Source organism: Candidatus Seribacter sulfatis (assembly GCF_964187635.1).
Lineage (GTDB): Bacteria > Verrucomicrobiota > Verrucomicrobiia > Opitutales > Seribacteraceae > Seribacter > Seribacter sulfatis.
Genome location: NZ_CAXLMO010000013.1, coordinates 16,274 through 38,689 on the forward strand (window position 1 = coordinate 16,274; position 22,416 = coordinate 38,689).

At 36.8% G+C, this 22,416-nt stretch carries 20 protein-coding genes; 17 read left to right on the forward strand and 3 right to left on the reverse strand.

What is annotated here, in order from left to right; all coding sequences use genetic code 11:
* Positions 1–26 precede the first annotated feature (26 nt).
* A complete protein-coding gene (locus ACKPQ5_RS01640; RefSeq protein ID WP_407677351.1) occupies positions 27–602 on the forward strand; it encodes a ClpP family protease in 576 nt (191 codons plus the stop codon).
* Here the strand turns inward: ACKPQ5_RS01640 and ACKPQ5_RS01645 are convergent.
* Together ACKPQ5_RS01645 and menC are read right to left on the reverse strand one after the other, a co-directional pair.
* A complete protein-coding gene (locus ACKPQ5_RS01645; protein ID WP_407677352.1) occupies positions 599–1,732 on the reverse strand; it encodes an AMP-binding protein in 1,134 nt (377 codons plus the stop codon). The genes ACKPQ5_RS01640 and ACKPQ5_RS01645 overlap by 4 nt on opposite strands.
* Entirely contained in the window at positions 1,729–2,682 is a 954-nt protein-coding gene (gene menC, locus ACKPQ5_RS01650; RefSeq protein WP_407677353.1) for an o-succinylbenzoate synthase, read from the reverse strand. Before menC ends, ACKPQ5_RS01645 begins: the two co-directional genes overlap by 4 nt.
* A gap of 53 nt (positions 2,683–2,735) precedes the next feature.
* Here menC and guaB point away from each other — a divergent pair, with 53 nt between their 5' ends.
* The 14 genes from guaB (at position 2,736) to ACKPQ5_RS01720 (ending at position 19,251) form a co-directional block, all read left to right on the forward strand.
* Positions 2,736–4,307 carry an IMP dehydrogenase gene (guaB, locus tag ACKPQ5_RS01655; protein ID WP_407677354.1) on the forward strand — a complete coding sequence of 524 codons (1,572 nt, stop codon included), beginning with the start codon at positions 2,736–2,738 and terminating at the stop codon, positions 4,305–4,307.
* 18 nt (positions 4,308–4,325) lie between these two features.
* A complete protein-coding gene (locus ACKPQ5_RS01660; RefSeq protein WP_407677355.1) occupies positions 4,326–5,873 on the forward strand; it encodes an adenylosuccinate synthetase in 1,548 nt (515 codons plus the stop codon).
* 5 nt (positions 5,874–5,878) lie between these two features.
* Complete coding sequence (gene nadC / locus ACKPQ5_RS01665) at positions 5,879–6,781, forward strand: carboxylating nicotinate-nucleotide diphosphorylase (protein WP_407677356.1); 903 nt, start codon at positions 5,879–5,881, stop codon at positions 6,779–6,781.
* A gap of 12 nt (positions 6,782–6,793) precedes the next feature.
* Positions 6,794–7,849 (forward strand): biotin--[acetyl-CoA-carboxylase] ligase, encoded by a 1,056-nt coding sequence (locus tag ACKPQ5_RS01670; protein WP_407677357.1) that lies wholly within the window; start codon positions 6,794–6,796, stop codon positions 7,847–7,849.
* Positions 7,843–8,610, forward strand: a complete 768-nt coding sequence (locus ACKPQ5_RS01675) for a type III pantothenate kinase (protein WP_407677358.1) — start codon at positions 7,843–7,845, stop codon at positions 8,608–8,610. Before ACKPQ5_RS01670 ends, ACKPQ5_RS01675 begins: the two co-directional genes overlap by 7 nt.
* A gap of 8 nt (positions 8,611–8,618) precedes the next feature.
* Entirely contained in the window at positions 8,619–9,626 is a 1,008-nt protein-coding gene (locus ACKPQ5_RS01680) for an ABC transporter ATP-binding protein (protein ID WP_407677359.1), read from the forward strand.
* Positions 9,627–10,406, forward strand: coding sequence for an ABC transporter permease subunit (locus tag ACKPQ5_RS01685; protein WP_407677360.1), 780 nt, complete (start codon positions 9,627–9,629; stop codon positions 10,404–10,406).
* Positions 10,403–12,010: a Gldg family protein gene (locus ACKPQ5_RS01690; RefSeq protein ID WP_407677361.1), complete on the forward strand. Its 1,608-nt coding sequence runs from the start codon at positions 10,403–10,405 to the stop codon at positions 12,008–12,010. The genes ACKPQ5_RS01685 and ACKPQ5_RS01690 overlap by 4 nt, the downstream gene beginning before the upstream one ends.
* Before the next feature lie 2 nt (positions 12,011–12,012).
* A complete protein-coding gene (locus tag ACKPQ5_RS01695; RefSeq protein ID WP_407677362.1) occupies positions 12,013–13,764 on the forward strand; it encodes a DUF4340 domain-containing protein in 1,752 nt (583 codons plus the stop codon).
* 3 nt (positions 13,765–13,767) lie between these two features.
* Entirely contained in the window at positions 13,768–16,395 is a 2,628-nt protein-coding gene (locus tag ACKPQ5_RS01700; RefSeq protein ID WP_407677363.1) for an AsmA-like C-terminal region-containing protein, read from the forward strand.
* Positions 16,396–16,497: 102 nt separating this feature from the next.
* A complete protein-coding gene (gene accB / locus ACKPQ5_RS01705) occupies positions 16,498–16,956 on the forward strand; it encodes an acetyl-CoA carboxylase biotin carboxyl carrier protein (RefSeq protein WP_407677364.1) in 459 nt (152 codons plus the stop codon).
* A 6-nt stretch (positions 16,957–16,962) separates the two neighbouring features.
* Positions 16,963–18,351 carry an acetyl-CoA carboxylase biotin carboxylase subunit gene (gene accC, locus ACKPQ5_RS01710; RefSeq protein WP_407677365.1) on the forward strand — a complete coding sequence of 463 codons (1,389 nt, stop codon included), beginning with the start codon at positions 16,963–16,965 and terminating at the stop codon, positions 18,349–18,351.
* Entirely contained in the window at positions 18,348–18,800 is a 453-nt protein-coding gene (locus ACKPQ5_RS01715; RefSeq protein ID WP_407677366.1) for an Asp23/Gls24 family envelope stress response protein, read from the forward strand. Before accC ends, ACKPQ5_RS01715 begins: the two co-directional genes overlap by 4 nt.
* 13 nt (positions 18,801–18,813) lie before the next feature.
* On the forward strand, positions 18,814–19,251 hold the full coding sequence (locus ACKPQ5_RS01720) for an Asp23/Gls24 family envelope stress response protein (protein WP_407677367.1): 438 nt from the start codon (positions 18,814–18,816) through the stop codon (positions 19,249–19,251).
* Between the two features lie 6 nt (positions 19,252–19,257).
* On the opposite strand, the gene gcvT is transcribed toward ACKPQ5_RS01720, so the two are convergent.
* On the reverse strand, positions 19,258–20,355 hold the full coding sequence (gene gcvT, locus ACKPQ5_RS01725) for a glycine cleavage system aminomethyltransferase GcvT (RefSeq protein ID WP_407677368.1): 1,098 nt from the start codon (positions 20,353–20,355) through the stop codon (positions 19,258–19,260).
* Between the two features lie 130 nt (positions 20,356–20,485).
* Between gcvT and ACKPQ5_RS01730 the strand changes: the two genes are divergently transcribed.
* Positions 20,486–21,547, forward strand: coding sequence for a CNNM domain-containing protein (locus ACKPQ5_RS01730; protein WP_407677369.1), 1,062 nt, complete (start codon positions 20,486–20,488; stop codon positions 21,545–21,547).
* A gap of 12 nt (positions 21,548–21,559) precedes the next feature.
* A complete protein-coding gene (gene lgt / locus ACKPQ5_RS01735) occupies positions 21,560–22,405 on the forward strand; it encodes a prolipoprotein diacylglyceryl transferase (protein WP_407677370.1) in 846 nt (281 codons plus the stop codon).
* The last annotated feature ends 11 nt before the right edge of the window (positions 22,406–22,416 follow it).

Below are 22,416 nucleotides of genomic sequence, written 5' to 3' on the forward strand. Positions count from 1 at the left end.
TTTAATTTACACAATAATTTTTAAAAATGACCGACGAAAAAGATAAGAAACGTGATTCAGTCACAGAGGCAATTCAAAGCAAATTTCTCGAACAGAGAAAAATTTTCTTATGGGGTGAAGTCAGTGATAAATCTGCACGAGACTTGACTGAAAGGCTGCTTTTCCTTGAATCAAGTGCACCGGGAAAAGAAATTACTTTCTACATCAATTCACCCGGTGGTTCTATTACTGCAGGGATGGCAATTTTTGACACGATGCAATTAATCAGTTCTCCCATTGCAGTCATAGTAACAGGAATGGCAGCAAGTATGGGATCAATTCTGCTTTGTGGAGCCACCAAGGGCAGGCGTTTTTTATATCCCCATTCCCGAGTCCTCATTCATCAACCGCTCATCACTGGTAGAATGGTCGCAGCAGCGGTAGACATTAATATACAGGCGCAGGAAATGGAAAAACTTCGAGAAGAACTCAATGGAATCTTAGCTAAAACTTCCGGTCAACCTCTTGATAAAATACAACAGGATACCGATCGAGATTTTTATCTCAATGCAGAGGAAGCAATTGAGTATGGTTTAGCTGACAAGATTGTAGATAAAATTTAATTTTTTGGTTTTCCCATCTCAGTTAAAGGTAGCTGGTTCACTAATTGCCAATCCTTCGGGATAGAGTGTGACTCTAAGCGCTTCTGAACGAATTCCTTGAGTTCATTGAGTTCAATATTAGTTGGAGTTAAGTAGGCAACTATTCGTTGTCCCCAGTCTTGGTCCTCAACTCCACAGACTAAACATTCATCAACAGAATTAAACTCTTGGATCACTTTTTCGATAAAATGTGGATTCACTTTCTCACCCCCCGTTACAATCATACGATCTAGCCGTCCTTCAATGAACCAATTCCCTTCGGGGTCATGATATCCATAGTCAGGGGTATCTAACCATTCCTCGCCTCCCTGCCCTTCTTGATGCGCGTTCAAGCTAATACTCTTCGCTTTTACAGAGATACGATTAGTAACAGTGTTCACTGACATGAAAGCATGAGGCAGAACTTTTCCCACGCCCCCTATTCCCTTTTCGAATGAATGTGAATTTAAAAGTGTGATCATGCCTGCAGTTTCAGACATACCATAGCAGGGAAAGAGAGGAATGCCTTCATTTCTTGCCCTCTGAGCCAACTTTTCTGAAAGCGCAGCTCCACCGATAAAAATACCTTTAAATTGCCGTAAATTTTTGCAGGCAATTGAACTCGTGATTAATCGGTTTAATTGGGTGGGAACTAGCGAAATCCACTGACTTTGCATAAGTTCGCCGGGAATCTCATCAAAAAGCTTTCGGTAACTTGAAAAGTAAACCTTTCCCCCAGAAGCTATCGCCCGAAATATCTGCATCATTCCACCCACGTGATTAAGCGGTAAACAACACCAAGAAGAAATTTCTTCTACTCCTAGGCTTTCAAGTAGTCCAGATACAGCAAAACTAACCGATTTTTCGCTGTGCCTTATCCATTTTGCATTCCCAGATGTACCACCTGAACGAAAAAAAAGAGAAGGAGGACCATTTTTAGCATCTAAAACTTCCGATTGATAGATACTCAAATTCGGGCCCAACCAAACAGATTGCCCCTTTTGTAATAGTGTAAAAATTTCTTCTGCATGTAGTTGTTGTTTATTCCCACAACTATTCTTTTCATGAACCCAAGAATTACGGTAATTTTCAAAATTGATCTTCCCTGTCATAATTCCCCCCATAATTTATCAAGTACCGAAATCGGTAAATTCTCTGAAAATAGCGGGCGTTGATGGTGCTGAGGAATCTCCTTTGCGTTCAATTTGAACAAAGATCTATCTAAACCGGCGACCTGATTCGATAAGAAGGCACATCTAACAACTGCCTCATATCCAAATGGACTCTCAAATACAGTGGAAATAACTGATCTAATTGGTTGGGAGCGGATAAAGGCAATCATTTTCCCCCAATGGGGAAAGAGGCAAGGTTTGATAACATAAAATCCCTGCCATCCCCTTTTTTCAAAAAAAGAAAAGTCGTTTTTCCAAACCAAGGATTCGTCTAGAGCGAGCGGTACACTCAATTCTTTTTCGATCGCCAGTAATTCTTCTATTTTTTCTCGGGGGAATGGTTGTTCAATAAATTGAATTCTAGTTTCGTGAGCAAATGCTTCATTCCATTTCAAAAGTTCATCAATACTCAATGATTCATTTGCATCTAATCGAATCATTGATTCTTTTGGAATTGAATTTAAGATTTGCTTCACCTCCTTAATTTCAATTTCGATTACCTCGATTCCAATCTTTTTTTTATAAGTAGTAGAAATATTCCCTACACCTTTAGAAAATGTAATAAGCTCAGCCGAGTAAACGGAAGATTTTGGCTCGACCTTAAAAGATGTATCCCAAATTTCGCTCGCCATACATGATATTGCACTTTGCATTAGAGGATTAATTTGAAAATCTGCCCCCCCTTTCCAAGCTTCCACGAGAGGAAGTAGTTCTTTAATTGAACTGGTAATAAAACCAGGCGTTGGACAGAGTTCCCCAAAAGAAATCCGCCCTTCATTGGATTCTTCTCTTAAGACAATACTTTCCCGGGCTCCCCAATTACCATGTGCAGTGAGCAAAGGACTTGTAAATTTATGCCTGTAAATTTGGTACTGTCGATTAGGTTTCATTAATTATTCTTGAGACGATAGACTCTTTCGATCATAAACAATCTATATATGCAATGTCGGATAAACGAATTATGGACGAAGATTTTTATTTAAAGGCTGACGATTTTTTCACCAAAAGTATTCCTAGCGGTCTCACCTTTGATGACTTGTCTTTGGCAACACACTATTCTGAAGTTATCCCACGAGATGTACGAATTGAAACTAACATCTCGGACTCAATTAAATTGAGCATTCCAATTCTGTCATCCGATATGGATACAGTTACGGAATCTGATATGGCAATTGCGATGGCATTGTGTGGCGGAATTGGGCTAATTCATTATAATATGTCCACTCGCAATCAAGTAAAAGAAGTGGCTCGAGTGAAGTATCATGTGCATGGATTAATTCAAGACCCAATTACTATCACTGCAGATAAGTTAGTGGGAGATGTATTGGAACTTATTGAAGAAAAAAACTTTCAGTTTCGAACATTTCCAATAGTGGACGATCAGGAAAAATTACTTGGTCTTTTACCAGGCAGGGTTGTAAAAAAGCGCTACAAGAACAGTAAAGTTACAGATGGAATGCTTGCCCGTAATGAAGTCTACACGATTCGGGAAAATGAAGTGGGAAAAGACCCGATAACAACGGCTGACAAATTTTTCAGCAAACATATGGGTATTCATAAACTTTTAGTTGTGGATAAAGATGATCGCTTAAGGGGGCTATACACATTGAGTGATATCGAGAGAATAATGGAAGAAAACAGAGATCATTTAAAACCAGCAAGGGATTCAAAATTTCGCCTACTGTGCGGTGCCGCTGTATCCATACCACGCAAAGTTGATGGTCAACTAGACAAAAAATCTCTGGAAGAACATATTTCCGAAATGGTCGATCAGGGACTCGATACGGTTGCTGTGTCAACAGCACATGGACACACCAAAAGCGTTGGAGAAGCAACTCGCTTTATCCGAAATGCATTCCCTGACCTTACTATTATTGCAGGTAATGTAACCTCCGGTGAAGGAGTAGAATTCCTTGCGGATGCAGGAGCAAATGCAATTAAGGTAGGACAAGGTCCAGGTTCCATTTGTACTACTCGAGTCGTAGCAGGAGTAGGAATCCCCCAAATGACTGCTCTATATACCGCACTACAAGGTGCAAAAAAGAAAGGTGTTTCAATTATTGCAGATGGAGGAATTTCAAAATCAGGCGATATCGTAAAAGCATTAACCCTTTCAAATGCAGTAATTTGCGGCGGCCTGCTAGCAGGTTGCCGGGAAGCACCGGGAAGAATAATCGAAATTGAAGGCAAATATTATAAGCAATATCGGGGAATGGGCAGTCTTGAAGCAATGAAAGAAGGTTCTGCCTCCAGATACGGTCATACAAAAGATGATCTCGCGTCAAAAAGTACACCCGAGGGTGTTGAAGCACTTAAAGAAGTAGCAGGTTCCGTTAAGGAAACCGTTGAAAACTTGACCGGCGGAATTCGGGCGGGACTCGGTTATCTTGGGGCAGAATGTTTGGATGAACTGAAAGAAAGAGCGAGATACATCCAAGTAAGCCCTGCAGGACAACGTGAATCTGGGACTCACGATGTGATCGAAGTGAAAAGAAGCGATTTCACACGATCCTAAACCTATTTTAAATTTTTTATGAATTTTTTAAATAAATCATGCCCCAACCTCTTTTCTGTTATTGGAATTAGTATGGGGGATGAAGGAAAAGGTAGAGTTGTACACGAAATTTTAGACCAAATTAAAATTCAGGACCGAAATCACCCAACCAGCGTGATTAAGGTTAATGGAGGAGCAAATGCAGGGCATACCGCAGCCGGCTTAAAATTAAATCTTCTTCCTTCAGGGGTGGGAAATCCAGATGTAGAAAACTTGATGATTGGAAGTGGAGTGGTTGCCGACCCACGTAAATTCTTATGGGAAGCAGACCCCCTTGAATCCCGTGGAATTTCTGTTTTTAAGAGGTTACTTATTGACGAAAAAGTTCAGATGAGTGACTTGACTCATCGATTGCTCGATTTGGCTTGGGAAAATTATAGGGTAAAGCAACTAGGTATGGAAAGCCGCGGTTCGACGGGTCGTGGAATTAGTCCTGCTTACTGTGATGAAACCGGTCAATGGCAAATTTTTTATCAACAATTCTTAGAAGAAAGGACTCATTTTAGATTAGCGCTCAAAGGTAGAATTCAAAGGGCAATGGATACGATACGATCAGTTTGCAAGGTGAGCGAAGAGGATTGGTTGGGATTCTTTTCAATTCTGTCCACTGCAGAAAGTCGTGCCAACAAACAAGCCATTGAAGAAGGCATTTTCAATCAAGATGAATTTGATTTCCAGCGTTTTATGGGAAAAGATCCCTTTACATTAAACTTTGACCTAATCGAAGAAACTTATTGGAACGCGGGTCAAAGACTGGTGAGTTGTATTGGGGATGTAAGGAATAAATTTTTGCAAAATAAAACTGCTTCAAAATCAATTGTCGCAGAGTTTGGTCAGGCCTATTGGTTAGACAAAAGACACGGATTTACTCCGAATGTAACCGCCTCTCATACCACGACTTCAGAATTGTTTGCATCGGGAGGGTTTCCTGTTCAAGCAGTTTCCACGATTGGATGTTGCAAAGCATACGACACCAAGGTGGGGACCCATCATTTTCTGTCCAAGATTGATCATGAAGTACATCCCTTAGGTCAAAAGTTAGCTAAAATGGAATTTGGCACCTCAACGGGAAGGCAAAGAATGGTCGGCTGGTTCGACGCAGTAGAAAAAGGAAATGCACTTCGATATTGTGGGTTTGATGAACTTGTCATTAATAAGTTGGATGCATTATCAATAGACAAAGAAATATTGGCAGAAATTAAGATATGCGTTGCGTACAAAAAAGCTAACGGTGAAGTAACAAAAGATGTTCCTAGGCAAGAAGGCATGCGTAAACAATTAACTCCGGTTTACGAGTCCCTGCCCAGTTGGTCAGAAGATTTAAGCAAGATTCGCTCTTTCAACGAATTTCCAGAGGAAGCAAAGAATTATGTGAGGCGAATGATATCGAGTATAATCGAATCTGCATACCCTCAAGGATTTGAGCATATAGAATTACCGAAAGTTCGATTTCTGGGTGTTGGACCAAATCCAGGTCAAATTATTTCAGACATACCTCCTACTAAGGAATTAATTAAAATTAATTAGGTTAAGTGAATTCCCCCCCCCCTGCATTAAGTAAATTTAAAAAAAGAGTATCATGGGAAGATATTGATAAGTCACATCTTTTGGCCCATTTGGAACTGTGCGTACAAGAAGATCTTTCAAACACAGGGGATTTAACCAGCGATCGATGCCAAATAAGTGGAAATGGTGTAGCAGAACTAGTGACAAGAGAAGAAATGATCATATGTGGTTTAAGTCTGATACCAATTATATTTCAGGTTTTTGAGGTAAATTCACTAGAGGTTGAAAATTTGGTAGATGAGGGAGTACTGACCCCCAACGGTACAACTATTGCAAAATTATCAGGGAAACAGTCCGATATTTTAAAAATAGAAAGAACGGTATTAAACTTTATACAACGCCTTTCAGGTATTGCCACATCCAGTAATTTGTATGCTGCCATACTGTCAGAAGATGATGTTCACCTTTTAGACACAAGGAAAACTACTCCAGGAATCAGATCACTCGAAAAATTTGCATCTGCATGTGGCGGAAGTTACAATCACAGGATGGGTCTATTTGACCGTATATTAATTAAGGATAATCACCTAGCAGCATCAAATATTGTAACCGGTAATCAATTACATAATTTTTTGATTCAAATTAAGAAAAAATCAACCAACGATATTGTACAAGTTGAAATAGATTCAATCGAGTATCTAGAAATCTCAATAAATGCAGGAGTGGATGCAATTTTATTGGACAATTTTAGTCCCGATGATGTTAAAAGAGCAGTTTTATTAAATAAAAACAGGGTGGTGATTGAAGCCAGTGGAGGAATTTCATTACAGTCATTAAAAAAATACGCTCGTGCACAACCTCATTTCGTTTCAACTGGAGCACCAATACATAGAAGTCGTTGGATGGATATTGGCTTAGATTGGAAATAACAAATTTTAAATGTGACAAAATATCCCCCAGGTAAAAGAAAAGCTACCGACGTACCAATTACTACAAGGAATAACTCCAAAGAAAATCCTAGTAGCTTACTCTTGAGGATACTGTTAAAAGGCTCTCCCTATTATGTCTCGGGCAGTATCATTGCTGAAAAACTAAAGATGTCCAGAGTGGGAGTGTGGGCAAGAATAGCGAAACTAAGAAAAGCGGGACTTACAATAGAGGCATCTCAGAATCGTGGTTATCGAATAGCAGCGGAACCAGATATATTTAATCAACATCTCATGGAGGCTTGGTTACATGAAATTAAAATAAAGTGTAAGGTCTTTGTATCACAGAGGATTGATAGTACGAATTCAGAGGCAGAAAGACATTTAACCAATCAAGCAAAAGCACCGTTTGCAGTTGTCTCAAACGAACAACATGCTGGACGTGGCAGATTAGGACGTACTTGGTACAGTCCAAAGACTGGAAACATAAATCTGACGATCGCTTTTCGTCCAAAAATCAGGGTAATTAAACTTAAGATTTTCACCTTATGGCAAGGGATTGCAATTGTAGAACTGCTCCGCAAAAAAACAGGGAATAATAGTATATCAATCAAATGGCCAAATGATATCGTATTAAATGGGAAAAAAATTGCTGGTATGCTAACTGAAGCTTCGATAGATAGCGAACATGTGAGATCAATGGTTTCTGGCATTGGAGTGAATGTAAACTCACTTGCCACAAAGTTTCCAAAAACAATAAATAAGCACTCGACTTCATTGCATGAAGTGACCGGGCATACATTGAGAATACATGAATTAACGGCTGAAATTATTAAGTGTATAATATTCAGTTATAAAGAATGTATTAAAGGTATTTCTGATGAAAAGCTTCATGAAAAATGGACAACAGTTGATGCTCTACATGGCAAAAAAATAAGTATTAAAACTGGAAAAGACAATATTTCAGGTAAGGCAGTAGGTATAGATGAAAATGGTGCCATTAAAGTAAAATCAAGGAATGGAAAAACCGTCCATATAAACAGTGGAGAATTAACCGTAGAAAAATGGTAGAATTAAACGCTAATATTTCTTGCATTGATATTGGAAATACTATTTGTCACCTCGGCAACTTTAAAGATGGGAAGCTCATAAACGAGCACTACATTAAAACAAAAGAGTTCATTACATATCCAATAAATCTAATTAAACACACCTCCCCGGATCAAAATGTTATATCGTACTGCTCAGTTGTTCCACAGGCAACGAAATCCCTAATAAAACACGCGAAAGATTATGATTTTAACTTATACAATTTAAATAATAATTCCGCGGGCAATTTCCCAATAAGCTACCCTAACCCAGAACAAATCGGGCAAGACAGGATAGCGAATTCAATAGCTGTTTTTTATACAAAAGACCTTCCATGTATTGTAATTGATGTTGGTACCGCAACAACCTTTGATATTATTACTAAACCAGGCGGCTATGAGGGAGGAGTTATCACACCTGGCCCTCAAGGATTCTTAGACTTTTTACATCAAAACACCTCCCTTTTACCTAAAGTGGTGATTAGCTCTCGCCTGCCGACCAATTCCATTGGAAGGGAAACGCAAGAGGCAATGCTCATTGGAGTCGCAAAGGGATACCCTTCAATGGTAGAAGGTATCTTGAATTCGATCACCTCAGAGATCGATAAAAATTACCAAAAACGTCCAAACATAGTAATCACAGGAGGTGGCAGAAAAAACATGATGATGAAAAATATTGTTGATTGCCCAGAGTTAACGATCCAAGGTTTAGCGATTGCCTACCAGCTTAACTACATTCTTTAAAATTTCACATGAGTGTAGAAAATAAACCCTTACCAATCATTGAAGTGGTAAACCTCAAAAAAAGGTTTGGACGCATCCAGGCACTTAAGGGAATTAGCTTCTCAATAGGGAAAGGTGAGATTGTAGGTTTCCTTGGTCCGAATGGTGCAGGGAAAAGCACAACGCTAAGAATTTTATCCGGATTAATACCTGCAGATTCTGGCGAGGCCAAAGTATGCGGTGTCGACCTTGCACAAGAAGAGGGCCTGGTAAGAAACCACATAGGCTACCTGCCAGAAAATAATCCATTACCGGAAGATTTACGGGTAATTGAATATCTTCGATTCAGGGCACTTCTTAAAGGATTGGAAGGAAGTCGCCTAAAAGAAAGAATTAAAGTAGTACTTGATATTTGCGACCTAGAAAGAAAAATCTCAGAAAGAAAAATTGGGAATTTATCAAAAGGATACAGACAGAGGGTAGGAATAGCTGATTCGCTATTAGCGGAACCAAGGCTTGTAATTCTTGATGAACCGACCATTGGACTAGACCCTCACCAATCGGCTGTAACTAGGAAAATGATGGAAAGACTTAGAGGAGAGGTATCATTTTTATTATCAAGCCATATTTTGTCAGAAGTGGAAGCGTGCTGTGACCGAATGATAATTTTAAGTCATGGACAAATTGTTGCGGAAGGAACATTACATGATTTACAAAAACGATTTGTTAACAAAACCACATTTCAAATTGTCGCATCTAGCAATAAAATTGATATCCAAAAAAAAATTCGATTATTAGATCAAACATGCGAACTCCTGCAAGATGACCCCGTTGAAGTATCCGGCAAGAGAAGATATAATTTCTCGACTGATAAGGGAGAACATATTGCCGAAAAGATTGTTCGCACATTACTCGAAGAAAATGACATCCGAATTTCAGAATTTCAAATTAGAAGACCTGATCTTGAAACAATTTTTTTAAGAGCTACAAAAAAGAACTGGGAAGAACACGATTTTTTAAATCGTACTAAAATTTGAATGAAATCTTATTATATAATTTTAAGGTATGAACTTTTTTCATTATTTATTTCGCCATCCACTTATGTTGCTGCATTCTATTTCCTCTCTCTTTTAGCACTTGGGTTTCGATTTTTTATTGAGACTTTCTCGAACACGGACTGGTTACTTCCACCACTATCCTCATTAATTGTAGGACTATTATTTGGGGCACCTGCACTAATACCATTCATAACAATGAGATGCTTTGCTGAAGAAAGGCGGTTGGGGACACTTGAGACCTTATTTTCTGCGCCGGTTAGTAACTGGATACTTGTAATCGGAAAATGGTCAGGATGTTTTGTCTTCTTTATAATTATATCTGCCCTCGCACTTTGCTTTCCGTTACTTCTACTTTTAATGTTTCCGGAACAAGGCGGGAATTTAGGATTCAACGAAATTGAGAATTGGACAGGTAGTACATTATATTTATTAATTTTCGGTGGTACATTTACTGCGATTGGAGTATTTTCAAGTTCAATAACAAAAAACCAAATGGTTGCCGGAATGCTTACCTTCACTTTACTTACAGCATATCTTTCTATCATGGTATTTTCCTTTGGTAATCAAACTTCTGATGCATACTTCACAAACTACCAAAAACTAACAGACGGACTTTTCGGCACCTATATCAATGGATTAGATAAATTCGGACAATTTTCGGTAGGTTTAATTGACCTATCTACAATATTGAACCAGGCAGCATTGACAATTTTCTTCCTTATATTATCAACTATTCAAATTGAAAGACTTAATAATTGACTGATTTTAAACATGCAAAGCGAAATAGGAAGTGGGACACATCATTTACTATACTTTTATTAGTCCTATTATTATTATGTACTAATTTCTTAATTTCAAAGATTAATTACAGCATCGATTTAACAACAGAACAAAAATATTCATTATCTTTAGAAACAGTAAGTAGACTTAACAGGATTACTGAACCAATTGACATAATAATAACAATACCGGAGAGCAATAATCTTCCAAAGGTCATACAAAAGCTACTTTTTGATCTAAATTTAATTTTAGAATCTTATCAAAAAGCAAGATCAAACAAAATTAGAATTCATCGTATTAATATTGATTCAGCATTAACATCATCGAATCTAATTAATAAATTCAATCTCGTTGAAAGAAACGAAATTTGTGCTTATTCAGAAACAGGTAAGAAAAAGCTTATCTTCAAATACAAGGAACCTGAAGGAATTAACATACTAGACAGAGAGAACATCTTTAGATCTAAAGATTCTCTCGCCCGGGAAAAAATATGGGAATCAGGGTTCTATGATACATGGACAGAAGGTGCAAATGGTATAATGGAACCAAGCGAGTTTTTAGGAGAAGAGGTAATCCTGAGATCCATATTAGAGATAACGGCAACAAGCAAGCAACAGCATGTAGCCTATTTTTCGAGGGGACATGGAGAAGGAAGTCCATCAGATATTAACCCGATAAAAGGATTCTCTGAATTAAGGTCTATTCTGGAAAACCAAAATATTAAAGTATCAACAATAGACATTTCAACCATTAGCCAAATGCCCAGTAATGCAAAATTATTATTCATAACTGACCCGAGAGGTACCTTTCAAGACAAGGAAATCTCCGTCATTAGTGACTATATTAATCGTGAAAATGGAAACTTACTAATTGCCTTTGATCCATCTGAAGAAATTTCGACGATGGGCAAACCTGCGTTTGGATTTCGAACACTACTGAAACAATGGGGTATAAGATGCCATGATATGCTCATTCATGATCCCATAAAAAATAATTTCGATGTTTTTACCGGAGATTATTCACTCAAAACATATTCGAGAGAAAAATCGCACAGAGTAGTTAATAAACTCAGAGATGGTGCGTACTCGGTTCAATCATCAAGACTTAGACCTGTTGAGAAAATAACTTCTGAAATTAAAGATTTGATCACTTCTGAAATATTGTTTTCGAGAAGAAGTTCATGGGCTCTTTCCTCTTGGATTAACAGAACCATTCCGCCTATATTAAACGACTTGCTAGACTTGAAAGGACCGGTGCCAGTAATCGCTTTGTCCGAAATTGATAAAGGCCAGAAAAATGATTTAAATTCGAGAAAAGGTAAAGTTGCTGTAATGGGTTCATCCTCAATCCTAACAAATAAAAGATTGAAGGAAAATACTGGTAATAGATTCTTAACGAAGAATATTATTAATTGGATGATAGAAGAAAGAGCGATGCTAGATATCGAACCTAAATCAATAAGTACCTACAACATAAACTTAAACGAAAGAGAATATGTAAACTTGCTTTACGCACTTTCGGTTATTCCGATCTCAACAGCATTAATAGGACTTTTTGTAGGTTGGTTACGCAAAGAACTATAATTATGAATATAAAGATAGTATTGATAGGCTTAAACGCTGTGCTTATGGCATGGATATACTTTAATCTAAATGATCAAGATCAATCGGGTATGATTGATAAATTAACCAATATCAGCAATTTAGATGAACTTGAGCAAATAGAGATAGTAAAACAGAATCAAAACTTCTTACTAATGAAAGAAGGGTTTGCTTGGAAAATAAAAAAACCAATCGAATGGGAAGTTGATGAATTTTCAATCACCAACTTTATTACAATTTTTTCACACCTCGACTTTAATAAACTATTTGATTACAAAGAAATTACTGATCGTGGAGAAATAGTAAGTGACTACGGAATAAATTCAGAATCGATTATACTCCAATTAGTAAAATCGAATCATACAATTAAAATTAGGATTGGGAATTCAACCAGAGATAAAAAATTTGTTTTTTGCGAAGTACAAATTGATGAAAACCCCGATATAGAGATATGGAGGATTTCAAACGAACTGCTTGATATTACAGAAATACCCCTCCAGGATTGGGCTGTTAATAACTTAATACGAACGAATCTGCACCAAGTACAAAGTATTTCTGCTTCGATTAAATTGAATAATTCCAATTTAAATACTACAAAACTTGTCAAAAATGATATTGGAGGATGGGAGTTTGAATTACCATTTAAAACAAAAGCCAACAACGAAAACGTGCGATTACTTTTAAATAGATTGTTAACCATTAAAGTGATCGACTTTAATGTTAATGAGGAAAAAAATGAATCATCACTGACTGCATTTGATGATTGGAAATTCAAACTTATATTAACCTCGAATAATTTAAATCATGAATTTCAATTCAGTGAAGAAATTAAATCCGATGAATCATCTTACCACTATTGCAAGACAAGTTACACTGATCATATAATAAAACTAGACAAATCTTTCAAGTCTTACTTATCAGACTGGAGTACAAAATTGCGCGAGCGTAAAATATTTAGATTAAAAAATGAAAGCATACAAAAAATAGTTGTTTCTAATTCTGATATTGGCATTACACTTGAACGACCATTCGATAATATTTGGGAAATCACATCGAATGAAGACATCGGATTTGAAGCAGATCCCTTTAAGGTAGATCAGTTTTTATTATACTTAAACAGAATGGAAATAAAAGAATTCATCTCATTTAAGGCAGAGCAAAGTGATATTGAATTTAATCTAGAAAATAAATCAGTCTACAAAATCCAAATTACAAATAAAAATACTGAAGTTAAAACAATTTTGATTCAAAACAATCAACTTGATGCCACGCTTTCTAAAATTCTGATGGTTGAGGAATCGCTCTTGTGCTTAGTAAAGGAAGACTGGACTAAAATTTTGAACATTAAAACGTACGAGTTCAAAAAAAGGAGAATATTAAATGAAAATAATTCTATTAAAAATATTCAAATAAGCAGTTTCGATTCTAATAAATCTATTTATAACCTTGAAAACAATGTCACTATCGATTTCACGAGTGATTTTAAAAATTTCGAAGTTGAATCTTTTGTAAATGATAAGAGTCAATTAGATGGAACTTGGTTAAAGGGAGATTGGGTTCCGTGGACCTACCTTATCAATATTGAATATTCTGATAAAACGAACTCCAAACTTTTTCTCAGTGAAAAACTTTCTGAAAAGCAGTGGTTAGGTAGTTTAAGCAACGACAATCACACATTTAATTTGCCAACATATTTGATACAAAAACTTTCTAAAGTGACAAAATCAAGTTATTAAACTGTGGATCCTAAAAAGGCATACAAGACTTTTTATAAATATCGAAAAAAATTAAATTTTTTCCTGCTGATAATATTTTTTTTACAAGTACTCATTTTGTTTGTCTCAATTAAAGGTATTATAATACCAAACTCCTTCCTGAATACTTTCATTACTCTACCTAAAGATAATGCACTAAGTTTCAAAGGGGTTTATTTTAAACTTCCAAAAATAATAAATGCCAAAGAGATAGAACTAATTTCAAAAAAAAATCACATAGTTCAACTTGAAAATCCGACAATTATTTTAAAGGATTATATTCCGAGTTCATTCGAGTCATTTTTAAAATTTAAAGCTGAGATAATTAAATGTACTTTTCTAAAGTCAAAGAAGTTTATTAGTTTAAAAAATGTAACTGCGAATGTGGAAAGAAATTACTTACATATGTCTTTTGAAGTAAATTCCGAAAAGATAGTTGTAAAGGTGAAAGGTAAGATTAACTTAACCAAAACCTTAAATAACACTAAAAAGCAAGAGGGTAGTCTAGATTCTATTTTTACTAATATTGAAAAATATAATAATCTAATACAAAAAAATTTACTCGAAATTAACACGACCGATTGTATCGAATTAGTATGTGTGTTCGACATTGACGAAAATATCAAATTCAATGTCGTCCAAAAAGCTTCTAATGACACAAACCCTGTTATCTCAGGACTTAAGACTATCGGTACATTCGACTTAACCAAAGGAAGAATGAAACGAATATCAACTCAAATAGAGAAACTTCGACTACCCTTTTCCAATTCTACCGTTGAATTTAATAAATCTAATATTTTCCTATCTGACACGAAAGGTAATCAAAAAAATTCCGCAATCAATTACTTTGTGAACTGCAACAGTAATTCTATTAATTTTGACGGAGTGATAAAGGGGTCAACTTCTAATTTATTTCTTAATTTTAATTCTTATGATAAATTTATAAATACCATACTGATTCTTGATAATAATACTTCAAATTGCAGTAATTTCATAAAATGGAACCCCACAGACTCAGTATTTTCTATTGATGGGGAAAATAAATTCATACCTAATTTGCTAGATTTTAAAATTATCAAAAACAAAAAAACTTTTAACTTTATTACAGGGGATTTAATCGAAATAGGTATAAATAGTTTCTCCATTATTAATGAACCTAACCCCCAAAATTACATTACAATTCTTGGGAACAATGTTTCTGTCCTTGATGCACCAGATGGCAACTATTCAGGTTCCGGAACATTGAATGACAACCTAAGCCTTACTTTTACCAATGCATACGGTAAAATGGGAAACAGTCAGGTTCAAGGCACATACTCTCAAGAATGGAGTCCATTGAATTATGAATTTGTATTAAATGGTCAGTGCAATCCAACCGATATCAATAATTGGATGGGAGAATGGTGGACTGAAATCTGGACTGACTTTGCATTTAATCTAGATGATGTTCCTCTTGGAGATTTTATTATTTCAGGTTCATGGGGGGGGGACTCTAACCATAGCACTGATGGCAAGATAAATGCGTCCCATTATAAATACAAGCAATTGGACGTCATAAATTCAAATATTCATGTTAATGTAGATGCTAAAAAAACTACTTTATTTCTCAACCATTTAGAACATTCAAGGGGTGTTATTGGTGGTCATGTTACAATACCACGTTTAGCAGCACGCCAATCAGAACTATTAAATTTCAAAATGATTGGTGACTTTCCAATAAATGATGGAAGGAATATTCTAGGAGATTTCGTGGAGGGATTCTTAGATGACTTTAATTTAACAACAATTAGGGTAGACACACATGGCGACATAGATATCCGGTCAAACAAGTATAATTTTCCAGAAACAAGCGATAATAATTTTCATATAATTACAGACACAGATAAAAATGGTTCATGGAACGGCATTAATTTTACTAGTTTTAAGGGTACAATAATAAAAGAAACAAATTCCCTACTTTTTGATTTCCCTACAATTCAAACTTGTAATGGAAATATTTCACTCCTTATCGATTCTAATTTAACCAATAAGAATTCTAATATTAATCTTAAAACAAGTAATCTTAAAGTAGATGAACTTTATGATTCTATTATATCCTATCAATTAAAAACTGACAAAATTATATTATCTGACAAAGACTCAACTTCGATATCAGAAAATGGTATTGTTGATTTTAGTATTAATGCAACCTGTACAGATTTTGATTTCACGAGTTTAAACGGCACTGGTAAAATTAAAATTAAGGACAAGGAATTAAGCAAAATTCGATTACTTGGATTGCTTTCAAATGGTTTAGATGAATTGCCTTTGCCTTTTCCTTCGGGCACATTGAAGTTTAATACATTAGAAGGTTTATTTGAACTAGAAAATGGACTAATTACATTTGATAGTCTTGTACTTTCTGGTTTATTATCAAAGGTTGTAAGTAATGGAAACATTAACTTAGAAAATGGTGAATTAAATATTAAATCTAAAATACAACTTATTGGAAATGTTCCAATCATCAGCAAGATTGCACAAATTGCAGATCCCTTGGCTGTTTTCGCTGAGATAAAGATTACAGGACCGTGGAATGATCCCAAATGGGAGTTTTTGCTTTCTCCGACTAAGTAAAAGCAAGGAATAAACTAATTCATTGAAATCTGTCGTTGCATGATTTTCAAAATAGATTTTTATAAATCTATCATTCAATTTTATAAATAGGAGGAACTCATTTTGGACTTAAGCGAATTAAAAGGAATTATATCTCTAATGCAAAAATCTGATCTTACAGATTTAGAAATAGAAACCCAGGACTTGAAGCTACGATTAGCTCGTCCCGGTGACTCAAAAGGTCCGGTTTCATATCAAACTGATGCTATCCCTGTACAAATTCGTAAAGAACCCACAACAGCAGCCTCTTCTCCAACAAATGAAACGGAACTGGATGAGGATACATATATTTTCAAATCTCCTATGGTAGGGACATTTTACAGGAAACCATCCCCAGATGATCCCACATTTGTATCTTCTGGAGATAAAATAAACAAAGGGGATGTTCTTTGCATTATCGAAGCCATGAAAGTAATGAACGAAGTGCAAGCAGATCAAGGTGGAGAAATTATTGAAATTCTTGTTGAGGACAGTGTTAGCGTTGAATACGGGCAACCACTTTTTAAAATCCGCAAAAAGTAATTTGCTATGATTAAAAAGATTCTCATTGCAAATCGCGGGGAAATTGCACTTCGCATTGTTAGAGCGTGTAGAGAACTTGGTATTCATACACTTGCAGTTTATTCAGAAGCAGATGAACAATCTCTTCATGTACAACTGGCGGATGAAGCAATTTGTATTGGTCCGGCTAGCGGGTCTGAAAGTTACCTTCGTGCAGATAGAATTTTAAGTGCGGCTGAAATTGGTGATATTGATGCGATCCACCCGGGATACGGTTTTTTATCTGAAAACGCTGAGTTTGCAGAGCAGTGCGAATCATGTAACATCGAATTTATTGGCCCTCGATCTGAAACCATCAAAAAAATGGGCGATAAGGCAATGGCTAGAGAAACCGTAGCGAAAGCGGGAGTTCCTATAATACCCGGTAGTGATGGTCCTCTTGCAAATGAAATTGTGGCGACAAAAGTAGCTCAAAAAATTGGGTTCCCTGTGATTATCAAAGCAGTTTCTGGAGGTGGAGGAAGAGGAATGCGTATTGCACACAATGCCGTATCCTTTGCAAAAGAGTTTCTATCAGCAAGAATGGAAGCGGAGAAAGCATTTGGAGATGGTTCGCTTTATGTCGAAAAATATTTGGAGAGTCCGCGCCATATCGAATTTCAAATTCTTGCAGACAAACACGGAAATATGGTACACTTAGGTGAGAGAGATTGCTCTGTCCAGAGGAGACACCAAAAAGTGATCGAAGAAGCTCCCTCCCCTTTCCTAGATAAAAGCTTGAGAACTAGAATGGGTAAAGCAGCTTTAAAAGCAGCACAAGCAGCAAATTATGTGAACGCTGGTACTATCGAATTTTTAGTCGATGCAAAGGGCAACTTCTATTTCATAGAAATGAATACCCGTATCCAAGTCGAACATGCAGTAACCGAAGAGGCTACTGGTATTGATTTAATTAAAGAACAAATCCAAATTTCCTCTGGGAAAAGACTTTCATTCTCTCAAAAAGATATATCCCTAGACAAACATGCGATTGAGTGCAGAATTTGTGCGGAGAATCCTTCGAAAGGGTTTATACCATCGCCGGGGACCATCGACCTTTATTACGCTCCAGGCGGACATGGCGTTCGTGTAGACTCTCATGTGTATGGCGGTTACATGGTCTCTCCTCATTATGACAGCATGATATGCAAACTAATATCATACGGAAGAACCCGCAAAATTGCGCTAGACAGAATGTACCGAGCACTAAGCGAATACATTATTCGAGGGATCGATACCAATATCGATTTTCTCAAAGCTGTAATTCTTGACCCAGCATTCCGACAAGGGGAAGCGACCACATCTTACATCGAAGAGTTTCTTGCGAGAGCTCCAAAAGATTTACTTGATAAACCAGTCAAAGAATCCAGAAAATGACAAAAAAAACTAAAGACGAATCGATGGAGAACTCCATCCCTACCCTCTCAGAAGAATCGAGCGAACTTGGTACGATTAGAATCAACCATAGCGTAATTGCAGGAATTGTACGATTGGCTACCCAATCTGTTGAAGGCGTAGTTAATGTTGGCACTGCAGGAGTGGTTGAAGGGCTTACTGATTTCTTCTCCAAGAAAGAATCTGAGCGCGGTGTGAAAGTTACAGAAACTTCTGATGGTGGATACGAAATTGAAGTGAGAGTAGTTCTCGAGTTTGGAGTAGACCTTGCCAAAACCGGGGTTTCTATTCAGGAAACAATTCGAGACCAAATTCTTTCAATGACTGGTAACCATGCACGATCAATCGATGTAATTATTGACGATATTAAAATGGACTCACCCGAAAAAGATGAAACTGATGACCAATGGGCAAGTGACTCAACAAGTTAATTGAATCTTATTAATGTTTAATTTTGATTGGCATACTTTTCTTCATTGGGAGTTTTCGGATGCCATTGGAAATTCGGCATATTGGTACGCACTTGCAGTTCTAGCAGTCCTTTGCTCTTTACTATTTTTGATTAGAAAACTGCGCAAAGAATTGATCCCTGTTTTTTCAGATGAAGAAGGAAATGTACAAATTACACCTCATGCACTGCATGAGTTAGTCAAAAAATCATGCGAAGATATCCCGGGTATTTTCTCACCTTCGACTTCTATAAAAAGAAAAGGGAAAAACTTCCGATTAGACATTAGGATTCGCATAAAACAGGATTGCAACATCAAGAATACCCGAAAAGTTCTTCGTGATAGGATTGAAGCGGTCATGATAGAAAACCTAAGTTTTACAAACTTTGAAGGACTTGATATTATAATCAAAGGCTTTCAGGGAGCAGATTGAATTCAGCTATTTACGTCGTAATACAGGAGGAGCGAAAAATAAGTCAACACTAGTGGATCGAACCTCTGCCTTCCATCCCAACTTATTAATATGCTCCAAACCCTTGGATGATATCCAAGCACTCCCTATGGGTTTTTTGATCGAAGGAGAGTATCCACCGGACAACACTTCTCCATATTCTTTACCATCTAACAGAATCTTGGATCCGTCTCTTGGAATACGCCTATCCTCGACTTCATAAAACCTGACTCGACCGGAAGCACCACTCTTTGATTCAGTGAGTAATTTTTGACGACCTACAAAGTCTTTTTTCTCCCACTTGATCGCCCAACTCAAACCAGCTTGTACTGGAGTTATAGAGGAAGATAATTCATGTCCGTACAAAGGAAATCCTGCCTCGAGTCTTAGACTGTCACGGGCTGCAAGACCTGCCCATCGACAATCTGCCTTGCCCTCGTATTGACTCAGTGCAATTGCCCAATTCTCCAGATCTTTTAATGGACAATAAATTTCAAATCCATCTTCTCCACTGTAACCAGTTCTAGAAATCAATGCATGCCCAATTGAAAATTCTTGTTCTATAAAACACATTTTGGAAATGCAGGAAAGGTCTTGATTAATGACAGATGCTAAAATCTTTTCACTAATAGGTCCTTGCAAGGCTAATTGCCCAAATAAATTGGATTCGTTTATAATCTCACAATCAAAAGTACTGCTGTATTGAATAAAATGATTATAATCCTTTTCAATATTCGAGGCATTTACACATAATAAATAATCTACTTCACTTCTTTTGTAGACAATCAAATCATCTACTGTTCCACCATCTTCGTAACAAAAGGGAGAATAAATAGCACGACCTGAATTTACATTTTTTACAGTATTTGTTAAAACAAACTCTAGAAATTCACCGGCATCTCTACCCTGAACTCTAATTTCTCCCATATGACTTACATCGAAAAGCGAGGATTGAGACCTTGTGTGTAAATGTTCATCAACTGCACTTCCATAAGAAACTGGCATCTCCCATCCTGCAAATTCAGTTAGCTTAGCTGAATTAAGGATGTGCAAATCTCGTAAATGTAATTTTTGGATGATAGTCATGAAATATTAAAATCGCTTCTTTAGCGATTTCAGGATGCGAACTTTAAACATTGCGAATGTTTGCATATTTTTGCTAAAGATCAAATTAAAGCGTATATACTATTAAATTTCTAGCCTTATTTTTTCAGGAGTGATTAACGAATTAATCATTGCGATTATTCTCACCATTGGGATTTCTGCTCTTTGCTCAACGCTCGAAGCACTTATTTTAAGTGTAACCTCAGCCGAAATTGAGAACCTTAAATTAAAATCCCCAAATAAAGGGAAACTTGTCGAGAAATTTCATAAAGAAATCGAAGAAACCAGTTCGGCGATACTAAGCTTAAACACGATTGCCAATACACTTGGTGCAACACTGGTCGGTGGTTTGGCAGAAAATGCGTTGGGAGGAAGTTCTAACAGCCTTCTGATATTTGCTTGCGGGCTCACCGTTGGAATACTCTTTTTTGCCGAAATACTTCCCAAGAATCTTGCTTTTTCTTATCGCTCTGAAGTGTTAGGACATTTTGTATACCCACTTTATTTCGTCCGTGTAATCATGATTCCTTTTTCCAAAATTTGTAAGGTTACTGTGCAAGCTGTGGTACCCCATAAAGAAAAAGAAGAAGATAGCGACGAAGAAGAGATTATTCTTTTAGCAAAAAAAGGAGCCAAAACGGGCACCCTGACAAATGAAGAAAGTGCTCTCGTAACAAATGCATTGAGATTAGACAAATTAGAAGTTCGAACAATAATGACACCAAGAACAGTGGTAACTTCTTTAGAGGAAAACCTAACCGTAAAGGAAGTCTTTAAACTTCACCCAAATGTTCCGTTTGCACGCATTCCAATCTACAAAGATAACATAGATACCATTACTGGAATAGTTCGAAGAAGAGACCTTCACAACGCAATCGTAGAAAAAAAAGAGCTGTCTAAGTTAGCGACTTTGGCAAAAGAAGCTACTTTTGTACCTGAAAATGCTACTGCAGACAAAGCCTTAAGGCTTTTACTTGCTGAACATTGTCAATTAAGCATGGTGGTGGATGAATTTGGCTCAATAGTGGGAGTTCTAGCCATGGAAGACATAATCGAAAGTATTTTAGGTCAGGAGATTTTCGAACATGACGACCTCGCAGTAGACATGAGAGAACTTGCAAAAAGAAAACATGAAGTTCGTATATCGGAAGAGAACATTTCTAAATCAAATTAACCACAAAGGAGTGTGAAATTTAACCTTACAGAATATTGGACCCATAACTTAAGCCCTTTTCTCGTACAATTCCCGGCTCCTTATGATGATTGGGGCCCAGGTGGAATTAGATGGTATGGCATCGCCTATTTATGTGGCTTTATTGCTGCAGGAATGATTTTAAGATTGGCCTGGAAACGTGGACGTAGTCCCTATGACCCAGAGCAAATCATGAACCTGATGACTTTTCAAATCCTCGGCGTTCTAATTGGTGGTCGAGTTGGTTATGCGATTCTATATCAGGGATCAAAACTAATAGAAGACCCTCTTATAATACTCAGAGTTTGGGAAGGCGGAATGGCTAGTCATGGAGGATTCGTTGGGGTATGTATTGCTACACTGTGGTACGCTAGGCACTCAAAACAATCTCCTTTTCCCATTGGTGATTTAATTGTAAGTATCGTGCCTCCGGGTATTTTTTTTGGAAGAATAGCTAATTTCATTAACGGAGAACTATGGGGTAAAACCACAGAGATTTCCTTTGGCGTTCTATTTCCAAAAGCACCTGACTTTATAATTGGAGTAGCAAGGCATCCGTCTCAAATATATGCGGCACTATTGGAGGGTCTGATTCCATTTATTTATGTTCAATGGCGATTTTGGAAAACTGATATAACCAAAAAGTGCCCAGGCCATTTAACGGGGGAATTTCTATTTCTTTATTCGGTAGGAAGAATTACCAATGAATTGTTTAGAGAACCAGACGCCTCATTGATTTTAGGAATGTCTAGGGGCCAATTTTATTCCATTTTTCTAGCAATAGGTGGAATTTTTCTTATCTACCTAGCCAAGAGAAAAACTTCACAATATCAAAATTAATTGCTGACTCT